The sequence below is a fragment of the Streptomyces sp. NPDC058632 genome (genome assembly GCF_042717095.1).
GTDB lineage: Bacteria > Actinomycetota > Actinomycetes > Streptomycetales > Streptomycetaceae > Streptomyces.
On the sequence record NZ_JBHXQZ010000154.1, the window covers coordinates 1 to 9,921 of the forward strand.

9 protein-coding genes and 2 pseudogenes are annotated in these 9,921 nt (G+C 73.0%); all 11 read right to left on the bottom strand.

Annotation, left to right across the window (positions count from 1 at the left end):
- A pseudogene (locus ACFWVE_RS33880) lies at nucleotides 1–138 on the bottom strand (4-hydroxy-3-methylbut-2-en-1-yl diphosphate synthase); the annotation flags it as partial.
- Nucleotides 139–142: 4 nt separating this feature from the next.
- Complete coding sequence (gene hpnH, locus ACFWVE_RS33885; RefSeq protein ID WP_384022743.1) at nucleotides 143–1,165, bottom strand: adenosyl-hopene transferase HpnH; 1,023 nt, start codon at nucleotides 1,163–1,165, stop codon at nucleotides 143–145.
- Nucleotides 1,166–1,170: 5 nt separating this feature from the next.
- Nucleotides 1,171–1,812, bottom strand: coding sequence for a 1-hydroxy-2-methyl-2-butenyl 4-diphosphate reductase (locus ACFWVE_RS33890; RefSeq protein ID WP_384022746.1), 642 nt, complete (start codon nucleotides 1,810–1,812; stop codon nucleotides 1,171–1,173).
- Complete coding sequence (gene shc / locus ACFWVE_RS33895) at nucleotides 1,812–3,929, bottom strand: squalene--hopene cyclase (protein WP_384022749.1); 2,118 nt, start codon at nucleotides 3,927–3,929, stop codon at nucleotides 1,812–1,814. The genes ACFWVE_RS33890 and shc overlap by 1 nt, the downstream gene beginning before the upstream one ends.
- A gap of 119 nt (nucleotides 3,930–4,048) precedes the next feature.
- On the bottom strand, nucleotides 4,049–5,122 hold the full coding sequence (locus ACFWVE_RS33900) for a polyprenyl synthetase family protein (protein ID WP_384022752.1): 1,074 nt from the start codon (nucleotides 5,120–5,122) through the stop codon (nucleotides 4,049–4,051).
- Between the two features lie 62 nt (nucleotides 5,123–5,184).
- Nucleotides 5,185–6,654: a hydroxysqualene dehydroxylase HpnE gene (hpnE, locus tag ACFWVE_RS33905; RefSeq protein ID WP_384022755.1), complete on the bottom strand. Its 1,470-nt coding sequence runs from the start codon at nucleotides 6,652–6,654 to the stop codon at nucleotides 5,185–5,187.
- Complete coding sequence (locus ACFWVE_RS33910) at nucleotides 6,651–6,791, bottom strand: DUF6380 family protein (protein ID WP_384022758.1); 141 nt, start codon at nucleotides 6,789–6,791, stop codon at nucleotides 6,651–6,653. Before ACFWVE_RS33910 ends, hpnE begins: the two co-directional genes overlap by 4 nt.
- A complete protein-coding gene (hpnD, locus tag ACFWVE_RS33915; RefSeq protein ID WP_384022761.1) occupies nucleotides 6,791–7,741 on the bottom strand; it encodes a presqualene diphosphate synthase HpnD in 951 nt (316 codons plus the stop codon). Before hpnD ends, ACFWVE_RS33910 begins: the two co-directional genes overlap by 1 nt.
- Nucleotides 7,738–8,661 (bottom strand): squalene synthase HpnC, encoded by a 924-nt coding sequence (gene hpnC / locus ACFWVE_RS33920; RefSeq protein ID WP_384022764.1) that lies wholly within the window; start codon nucleotides 8,659–8,661, stop codon nucleotides 7,738–7,740. The genes hpnD and hpnC overlap by 4 nt, the downstream gene beginning before the upstream one ends.
- Before the next feature lie 367 nt (nucleotides 8,662–9,028).
- Complete coding sequence (locus ACFWVE_RS33925; protein WP_384022767.1) at nucleotides 9,029–9,817, bottom strand: ABC transporter ATP-binding protein; 789 nt, start codon at nucleotides 9,815–9,817, stop codon at nucleotides 9,029–9,031.
- A pseudogene (locus tag ACFWVE_RS33930) lies at nucleotides 9,810–9,921 on the bottom strand (ABC transporter permease); the annotation flags it as partial. The pseudogene ACFWVE_RS33930 and the gene ACFWVE_RS33925, both read right to left, overlap by 8 nt.

A 9,921-nucleotide genomic window follows, 5' to 3' on the forward strand; every position in this document is an offset into this window, starting at 1 on the left:
CGTCGTCGTCATCGACTGCACCGACACCGGCGCGTCCCCACCCACCGCCACCGACCCGACCTGGATCCGCCGGCTCCTGCGCCGCGGGGCGAGCGGCCGGACCGGCACCTCGGGGACCCCGAGGGAGACAGCCGTCATGGCGTCACTCCCTGTTTCCCGAGACCGTCTCGCGCAGGGCGCGCAGGGACTCCTTCAGGGACCCCGTGGTGGCGAGGACGGCGGTGGGCTCGTAGCCGCAGTGCGCCATGCAGTTGGCGCAGCGCGGGTCCTTGCCCCGGCCGTACTTGTCCCAGTCGGTCTTCTCGATCAGCTCCCGGTACGTCGGCACATAGCCGTCACTCATCAGGTAGCAGGGGCGCTGCCAGCCGAAGAGCGAGTAGTTCGGGATCGCCCACGCGGTGCACGGGAAGTCGACCCTGCCCTCGAGGAAATCCAGGAACAGTGGCGAGTGGTTGAGCCGCCAGCGACGGCGGTTGCCCCCGGCGAACGCCTTCCTGAACAGTTCGCGGGTCTGCTCCACACCGAGGAAGTGCTCCTGGTCGGGGGCCTTCTCGTAGGCGTAGGCGGGCGAGATCATCATCTCGTCGACCTTGAGGTCGTCGTTGAGGTAGTTGAGCACCTCGACGACGGTCTGCGGGGTGTCGGTGTTGAAGAAGGTCGAGTTGGTGGTGACCCGGAAGCCGCGCCGCTTGGCCTCCTTGATGGCGGCCACCGCCTCGTCGAACACGCCCTCCTTCGCGACGGACTCGTCGTGCCGCTCGCGCAGCCCGTCGATGTGCACGGCGAACGCGAAGTACGGCGACGGGGTGAACTTGTCCATCTTCCTGCGCAGCAGCATGGCGTTGGTGCACAGGAACACGTACGTGCGCCGTGCCACCAGCTGGCGCACGATCTCGTCGATCTGAGGGTGCATCAGCGGCTCGCCTCCGGCGATCGACACCATCGGGGCCCCGGACTCCAGCACCGCGCCCACGGCCTGCGCGACCGGCATGCGCTGCTTGAGCACCCCGGCGGGGTGCTGGATCTTCCCGCAGCCCTCGCAGGCGAGGTTGCAGGCGAAGAGCGGTTCCAGCTCGACGATCAGCGGAAACTTGTCCCGTCGGCGGAGCTTCTGTTCGGCCAGGTATGTAGCGACCTTGATGGACTGACGCAGCGGCATGGCCATCTGGCTCACCTCCCAGGGAGCAGCAAGGAACGGTGCCATTCGAGATACGCGGGAAGAACGGAACGAAGAACGCGGAAAGCCGATATTCCACCGCGCACCGTGCCGATCCGGACCAGCTCATGTTCAGGAGCGTCCACGACCACCCGTACGGCCGCAACGGGGCGCGCGCCCGCGCGGACGGCGCTCAGGAGCGTGGCAGCGGACTCCATGTCGACCGCGATCGCACCGGTGGCGAGCAGCTCGGGCCGTTCGTGTCCCCGGACCACGTGCCCGGAGCCGGTGAGCGGCCCGGTGTGGACGGTGCGCCCCGGCGCGATGCGCGCCAGTTCCTTCACCAGCAGGTCGGTCCCGACGCACGGCACGCTGCCGCGCGGGTCCCGGGTCTCCCCTGCGACCACCAGGTCGCCGGGATGCATCCCCGGGGCCAGCCCGGCGCAGAAGCCGGTGGCCAGCACGGCGGCGGCGCGCAGCCCCGGGCCGGCGAGCGCCCGGGTGACGGAGCGCTCGGCCGCCGCCGGCCCCATGCCCGTGCGCAGGACGGTGACCGGCCCGCCGGCGCCGTCGCGGCCCCTCCCGCGCAGGGCGAGCCGTTCGATGCCGAGCGCGCAGGCGATCAGCAACGGCGCCGGGGCCGCCCGGGGGCTCATCAGCTGCCCGTCGCCTCGGCCAGCCGCTGCCGCTGTGCACCGGTGTCCGGCGGGCCGCCGGCACCGGCTTCCCCGGCACCCGCCGTACCCGCCCCCGGCTGCACGACCGGCACCTTCGCCGGCACCGCCGCCGGAGTCTTGGCGAACGGCTCCCCGTTCACGTACCGGCCGAGCGCGGTGAGTGGGAAGACCTGCCGGTAGAGGTGGTAGTTGATGGAGAAGTCCCAGGGGAAGCCCGTGCCGGTGAAGTAGGGCTCGTCCCAGGAGCCGTCCTCGTGCTGGGTGGCCGCCAGCCAGGCGATGCCGCGTTCCACGGCCGCGGACTCCTTCTCGCCGGCCGCCAGCAGGGCCATCAGCGCCCACCCGGTCTGCGAGGCGGTCGAGGCTCCCTTTCCGCTCCACTCGCGGGAGTCGCGGTAGGAGCGCAGGTCCTCGCCCCAGCCTCCGTCGTCGTTCTGGACCGACTCCAGCCAGGCCACGGCCCGTCGGATCGCCGGGTGCGAGCCGGGGAGACCGGCGGCGACCAGCGCCGGCACCACGGACCCGGTGCCGTACAGGTAGTTGACGCCCCAGCGCCCGAACCACGAGCCGTCCGGCTCCTGTTCGGCGAGCAGCCAGCGGATGCCGCGCCGGGTGCGCGGGTCGTGGGCGAGCCCTTCGACGGCGAGCATCTCCACGACGTGCGCGGTGACATCGGCCGACGGCGGGTCGATGACCTCGCCGAAGTCGCAGAACGGCAGCCGGTTGGGGAACGGGCTGGTGTTGTCGACGTCGAAGGCGCCCCAGGCGCCGTTGCGGGACTGCATGCCGAGGTTCCAGCGGACCCCGCGGCCGACGGCGTTGTCCACCCGCTCCGGGTCGTGGTGCTTGACCCGGCGGAGTGCGAGGACCACCTCGGCGGTGTCGTCGATGTCGGGGTAGTTGTCGTTGTGGAACTCGAACGCCCAGCCACCCGGTGGGAGTCCGGGCCTGCGTACCGACCAGTCGCCGGGCCGTACGACCTGTTCGCCGAGCATCCAGTCGGCGGCCCTGACCAGTTGGGGGTGGTCGGCGGGCAGGCCGGCGTCGGCGAGGGCGATGGTGGCGAGGCAGGTGTCCCACACCGGGGACTGACAGGCCTCGATCATCCGGGCGCCGTCCTCGCGCCACACGGCGAACCGGTCGAGGGACTTCAGTCCGGCGCGCATCACCGGGTGGTTCAGGTCGTAGCCGAGCAGGTGCAGCGCGATGACGGAATACACGGCGGGCGGCTGGATGCCGCCCCAGCAGCCGTCGTTCTCCTGCCGTTCGATGATCCAGCGGGCCGCGGTGTTCATCGCCGCCCCGCGCAGCCGGCGCGGGACGGCCCGGCGCAGCGCGTGCAGGCCCTTGTCGAGCCGCTGGAAGACGCCGTCCCAGCTGGCCGCCGGTGCCATCCGTCCGGGAGGGCCGGGGCGGGCCGGGTCGGTGTGCAGTTCGTCGAGCGGGAACGGGGCGGGCCGTACCGGCCGCTTGGCGGAGACGATCGTCAGCGGGACGATGGTCTGGCGGGCCCAGCAGCCGAAGTCGTAGATGTTGAGCGGCACCCAGGACGGGAACCAGATCAGCTCGGGCGGGAGTTCGGGCAGGTCCTCCCACTTCCACCAGCCGAACAGGGCCAGCCAGATCCGGGTGAAGACCCGGGAGGCGGCGATCCCGCCCCGGTCACGGACCCAGGCGGCGGCGCGCGCCATGTGCGGGGCGTCCGGCGCGTCGCCGGCCAGCCGCAGGGCGACGTACGCCTCGATGGTGGCGGAGAGGTCGCCGGGCCCGCCGTGGAAGGTGGCCCAGGTGCCGTCCGCGCGCTGCTCGCCCCGGATGAACAGGGCGGCGGCCCGGGTGGTCTCCTCCTCGAGGATGCCGAGGAACTGACGCAGCAGCAGGTCCTCGGCGTCCATCGTGACGTTGGTCTCGAGGTCCCCCTTCCACCAGCCCTGGTCGTCCTGGCGGGACAGCAGGAACTCGGTGGCGCGCCGCATGGCGCCGGCGGCGATGTCGGGTACCCCGGCCGCCACGGGGATGTCGGTGTCGGTGTCGCTGGCCGCGGCCACCGAGGACGGCAGGGCCGCCCCGGTGCTTCCGTCGGTCGTCGCTGTCATGGCTTCCCCTTCGTGCAGTTCTGCAATGTGTGCGTCTGCTGTGGGTCCGCCGTCGGCCGGTGCCGTACTCCCCGCAACACCGGCCGGCGACTACGCGAGGGCTATTCGACCGATAGTGATCATCTCTTTCGTACGACGACGAAGTCCGCGAGCGCCGTGAACTGCTCCCGCACCTTGTCGGGCATGTCGACGGCGTCGAGGGCCTCGATGGCGATGGTGTGCTGGCGACGCGCTTCCCCGGCGGTCCACTCCCGCCCGCCGGCCTGCTCGATGAGGGCCGCGCGGGCCGCGAACTCCTCCTCGGAGAAGGCGGCGAAGTCGCTGCCGCCGGCGTCGGCGGCGAGGATCCCCGCGAGCTGCTCGGAGGCCGGGCCGCCCGCGGCGAGCGCCGCCACGACGGGGAGGGACTTCTTGCGCTGGCGCAGATCGCTCCAGGTCTGCTTGCCGGTGGCCGCCGGGTCGCCCCAGATGCCGAGGAGGTCGTCGACGGCCTGGAAGGCCAGGCCGAGGTGGTAGCCGTACTTCTCCAGGGTGTCGGCGGTGTGCGCGTCGGCGCCGCCGAGCACGGCGCCGACGGAGCTGGCGCAGGCGAGCAGGGCGCCGGTCTTGTTGCCCTCCATCTCCAGGCACTCCTCGACGCCGACGCGGTCGCGGTGCTCGTAGGAGATGTCCTGCGCCTGGCCGTCGATGAGGGCGCGGGTGGCGGTGGTCAGCCGGCGGGTGGCCCGGCCGGCCTCTACGGTGCCGAGTTCCAGCAGCACCTCGTTGGCGAGGGCGAACAGGGCGTCGCCGACGAGGATGGCCTGGGCGGGGCCGTGCACCTTCCAGACGGTGTCGCGGTGCCTGCGCTGCTCGTCGCCGTCCATGAGGTCGTCGTGCAGCAGGGAGAAGTTGTGGACGAGTTCGACGGCGACCGCGCCGGGGACGCCGACCTCGGGGGCGGCACCGGTGACCTCGGCGGACAGCACGGCGAGCGCGGGGCGCACGGCCTTGCCGCCGTCGCCGTCCGCGGGCCTGCCCTGGGCGTCGATCCAGCCGAAGTGGTAGGCGGCGACGGTGTCCATGGGAGGCGCCAGGCGACCGATGGCCGCCCGCAGTACCGGCATGGCCAGTGTCCTGCCGCGCTCCAGGAGCGCGGGCACGTCCGCCGCGGTCCTTCCAGCGGCCTTCGAGGCCGGGGGCACAGTGGGCACAGTCTCTCCTCTTGTTGCGGTACCGGGGGTGCGGGGACCCGCCGCGGCGGGTGCGTCGGCGCTCACCGGAGTCCCTCTCGCACGGCGGGGCCCCTGGCGCCGCGGCCGGCCGCCCCGTCCCACGCGAAGAGGCGGGGGGGCCGGGGCCGGCCCAGGGCGCTCAGCGCGGCGTCCGCCGCGCCGACACCGCTGCGGACCGCACCCTCCATGGTCGCGGGCCACCCGGTGGCGGTCCACGCTCCGGCCAGGTACAGGCCGGGAGCCTTGGTGCGGGCGCCGGGCCTGAGCCGTCCGACGCCGGGAGCGGGGGCGAACGTCGCGGTGCGCTCCCGGGTGACGAAGAAGTCCCGCACACCGGCGCCGCGGGCACGCGGCAGCAGGCGTTCCAGTTCGGGGAGGTAGCGCTCGCGCAGCGCGGCCACGGGCTCGTCGATGTCGTTCCGGGCGACCGACTGCGACACGGCCAGGTACTGGCCCTGTCGCAGGCCGGAGGCCCGGGTGCGGTCGAAGACCCACTGCACGGGGCTGCCGAGGGCGGCGAAGAAGGGGCTGGTGAGCACCGTGCGGTCGTAGACGACGTGGAGGTTGAGGATCGGCGCGGTGCCGATGGCGAGCAGCCGCCCGGGATCGTCGAGCGCTCCGGCGGGCAGCAGGCCGTACGCCTCGCGCTGCGGTACGGCGAGGACGACGGCGTCCGCGTCGAGGCTCTCGCCGGGAACCTCGACGCTCCAGCCTCCGTCGCCGCGGGCGGAGACGGAGGTGGCGCGGGTACGGACCTCGGTACGGACCCCGGCGGAGTCGAGCGCCTTGCGGGCCAGCCGGTCGTGCAGGTCGCCCAGCGGGACATGGGCCCAGCCGATGTCGGCCGCGCCAGGGTCGGACAGCAGGCCGGTCTTGAAGACCATCGCGGCGAGCGCCAGCGAGGCGTCGCCCGCGACCGCGTTCAGCGTGGCGATCCCCACCAGGTCCCACAGTGCCTCGACGGCGCGCGGCGACTGGCCGTGTGCGGCCAGCCAGCTGCCGAAGTCCTGGTCGTCGAGGGCGGGATCGGCGAGGTCGAGTCCCTTGAGCGCGAGCGCGGCGCGGCCCACGTTCGCCCGCTCGGCGAGCGAGAGGTGCGGGTAGACGGCGAGGCTGCGCCCCAGGTGCAGGGGTACGGGCAGCGGATCGCGGCGCAGCCGGCCGAGCCGGCGTCCCTCGGGCCGGTCGGCGTCGATCACGGGCACGTCGAGACGGTTCTGCAGCGGGGCCAGGGCCGTGCCGTCGATCCGGTCGAGGAACCAGCGGTAGGCGGTGCAGCAGCGCAGGTAGACGTGCTGGCCGTTGTCGACGGTCAGGTCGCCGCGCTGGAAGGAGAAGGCGAGCCCGCCGAGCCGGGGGCGGCCTTCGAGCAGGGTGACGCGCACGCCGGCGTCGGCGAGCGCGAGCGCGGCGGTGACGCCGGCGAGACCGCCACCGACCACGACGGCGTGCCGTCTCGCCGGTGCGTCGTCGCCGGTGAGCGATTCCCCGGAGCTGGTGACACGGGTCATGGCGCGCCCTCCCCTGCCCGGCCGCCGTGCCGCCGGATCGGTGCGCGGCGGGCCGTCCTGGTCAGGGACGCGGGGCCGCGGCGGAGGGTTGCGCCCCGTTTGCCGGGGGCGCGACCGGGTGGGAGAGGTGTGTCCATCAGGCGCGCCTCCTGACGGTCCGCCGGGTGACGTGCCGGGTGTCCAGGCCGGACAGGCCGCGCACCGCGACGTAGGCCTTCTCCCGTCCGGGCAGGGAGACCCGGCCGCGCAGCACGGCCTCGGGCTCGCGCTCGATGCGGTCGAGGAGACGGCGGTAGATGCCGGCCATGGCGGCGACACAGGCGCCGCTGCGCCGGTCGAGCATGGGCAGCAGCCGGTAGCCCTCGGCGAACAGGGCGCGGGCCCGGCGCACCTCGAAGTGGACGAGGCCGGCGAAGTCGGAGCCCTCCGGCGGGGTCGGCCCGCTGAACCCGGCCGAGCAGCCGAACTTGGCGAGGTCGTCGGCGGGCAGGTAGGTGCGCCCGCCCTCGGCGTCCTCCCGGACGTCCCGGAGGATGTTGGTGAGCTGGAGCGCGAGCCCCAGGGTGTCGGCGTACTCGGGGGCGCGTTCGGCGCCCCGTGCGCCGGGTTCGGTGCCGAAGACGCCGAGGGAGATCCGCCCGATGGCGCCGGCCACGCAGCGGCAGTAGACCTTCAGGTCGTCCCAGGTCTCGTAGGTCTCGCCGCGTACGTCCATCCGGACGCCGTCGATCAGCTCGTCGAGGCCGCCGAGCGGGACCGGGAACCGCCGCGCGGTGTGTGCGAGGGCGACGGCTACCGGGTCGGTGTCGTCCTCGTCGACCGCGCCGTCCCGGACCCGGGTGAGCAGCGCCCGGGTGTCCTCGAGCCGGGCGACCTTGACGTCGTCCGCCAGCGCGCCGTCGCCGATGTCGTCGACGCGTCGGGAGAACGCGTACAGCGCCGACATGGCGCGCCGCTTCGGCGTCGGCAGCAGCCGGATGCCGTAGGCGAAGTTCCGGGCCTGCTGTCCGGTGACGGCCTCGCAGTAGCTGTACGCGGCGAGTACCGGCGCCGATGTGTGTGTGTCCGACTCCACTGCCGGGATCACCCCTCTCCTCGCAGCGTCGTGCCGGCCTCGCGCAGCAGCCGGACCTTGCCGGGCCCCGGTGGGCCGGGAAGTACGTCGTACTCGGCGGCGGCGATCGCGCCCAGGGCCGCCCGTCCCCCGGCCACGAACCCCGCGAGCAGCAGCTTCAGCCTGCCGCGGACGCTGCCCACCAGGGGGTCGCCCTCCTCCAGGAGCGCCCGGGCGCGCTGCGCCTGGAACGCGACCAGCGCGCGCACCGAGGCGCCGGCGTGCGGCGCGGCGAGGTCCGCCTCGTCGACGTGGAAGCGCTTCATGTCCTCGGCGGGCAGGTAGACGCGGTCGCGGCCGAGGTCCTCGGTGACGTCCTGGAGGTGCTCGACGATCTGGAGGGCGGTGCAGACCGCGTCGGAGCGGCGGATCCGCTCGGGGGTCGAGGTTCCGGTGACGCCGAGGACGAGGCGGCCGACCGGGTTGGCCGACAGCTCGCAGTAGGCGAGCAGGTCGTCGTAGGTCTCGTAGCGGCTGACGACCTGGTCCTGGCGGTTGGCGGCGATCAGGCCGAGGAAGGGTTCGGGGGGCAGACCGCGGCGGCGGACCGTCGGCTGGAGCCTGCGCAGCAGCGGATGGCGCGGGACCGCGTCGAAGACGCGGCGCAGATCCGCCTCGAAGGCGTCGAGCAGCACCGTCCGGTCACCTGCCCGGTCGGGGGCGACGCCGAGCAGTTCGGCGTCGGCGCCACCGGGGGCCAGGTCGCCGTCGCCGATGTCGTCGACGAGCCGGGCGTAGCCGTAGACCGCCATCAGGTCGTCGCGCCAGGCCCGGGGCAGGAAGAACGGCGCCACCGGGAAGTTCTCGGTGGCGGCCTTGTCCAGGGTGGCGCGCTCGGCGTCCAGGGGGGCGCCCCCGGGACCGTCCGGGCGCGCCGTGCCGGTTCGCGTCATCGCGGGCAGCCCTGGGCGGGGACGGCACATGCTGCGTTCAGCAGGGGAGTCTCCGTAGCCATCGCCGTCACATCTCCCGTTCTACACTGCCGACCCAATGTGCACTATTTCGGACACGCCGCCCGCACTTCCACCCGGCCCGGCCGCCGGCAGGTGTCGCGCGTTATGGCCCTGATTGCCGCCTTTAGGGACCGGTACAGCTTACGTGGTACAGCGCGGTACGGACCTCCGGGGTGCCCCCGCGCCTCGGAACAACGAACCGGCCCGTGTCAAGATTCCTGCGTACGGCAGAAGTTGGCGTCTCCTTTGCAGACGCCGGGCGCTCCCGGCCAGTTCCGGCCACAGAGATGCGGGCAGGCGGACCGGGCTACTTGGCGGTGAACTTCTCGTACTCCTTGAGCACCTCGTCCGTCGGGCCGTCCATGCGCAGTTCGCCGCGCTCCAGCCACAGCACGCGGTCGCAGGTGTCGCGGATCGACTTGTTGTTGTGGCTGACCAGGAAGACGGTGCCGGCCTCCTTGCGCAGTTCCCGGATGCGCGCCTCGGAGCGCTTCTGGAACTTGCGGTCGCCGGTGGCCAGGGCCTCGTCGATCATCAGGACGTCGTGGTCCTTGGCCGCCGCGATGGAGAAACGGAGCCGGGCCGCCATGCCGGAGGAGTAGGTGCGCATCGGCAGGGTGATGAAGTCGCCCTTCTCGTTGATGCCGGAGAAGTCGACGATCTCCTGGTAGCGCTCCCGGACCTGCTCGCGGGACATGCCCATGGCGAGCCCGCCGAGTATGACGTTCCGTTCGCCCGTCAGGTCGTTCATCAGGGCCGCGTTGACGCCGAGGAGGGAGGGCTGGCCGTCGGTGTAGACCTTGCCCTTCTCGGCGGGCAGCAGGCCCGCGATGGCCCGCAGCAGGGTCGACTTGCCGGAGCCGTTGGAACCGATCAGGCCGATGGCCTCGCCGCGGTAGGCGACGAAGGAGACCCCGCGCACCGCGTGCACCGTGCGCACGCCCCGCGCCTCGTCGTCCTTGCCCCGCCGTATCATCCGGCTGAGCGCCGCCGTGGCGCTGCCACGGCCGCCGCGCGCGCCGTTGACGCGGTAGACGATGTGCAGGTCGTCCGCGACGACGGTGGGGATGTGCGTGTCCGTCCTCTGGTCAGCCACGGCCGTACCTCTCCTCAGCCTTCCAGAAGTAGACGAAGCCGATCACGCCGGCCAGCAGCGCCCAGCCCACCGCGAACGCCCACACGTGAGCGGGCAGGTACGAG

What these genes read in the sequence shown, in the direction of transcription:
- hpnH (WP_384022743.1), bottom strand. Translation starts at nt 1,165, where the DNA reads ATGGCCATGCCGCTGCGTCAGTCCATCAAGGTCGCTACATACCTGGCC.
- ACFWVE_RS33910 (WP_384022758.1), bottom strand. Translation starts at nt 6,791, where the DNA reads ATGGACACACCTCTCCCACCCGGTCGCGCCCCCGGCAAACGGGGCGCA.
- shc (WP_384022749.1), bottom strand. Translation starts at nt 3,929, where the DNA reads ATGACAGCGACGACCGACGGAAGCACCGGGGCGGCCCTGCCGTCCTCG.
- ACFWVE_RS33890 (WP_384022746.1), bottom strand. Translation starts at nt 1,812, where the DNA reads ATGAGCCCCCGGGCGGCCCCGGCGCCGTTGCTGATCGCCTGCGCGCTC.
- hpnE (WP_384022755.1), bottom strand. Translation starts at nt 6,654, where the DNA reads ATGACCCGTGTCACCAGCTCCGGGGAATCGCTCACCGGCGACGACGCA.
- hpnC (WP_384022764.1), bottom strand. Translation starts at nt 8,661, where the DNA reads ATGACGCGAACCGGCACGGCGCGCCCGGACGGTCCCGGGGGCGCCCCC.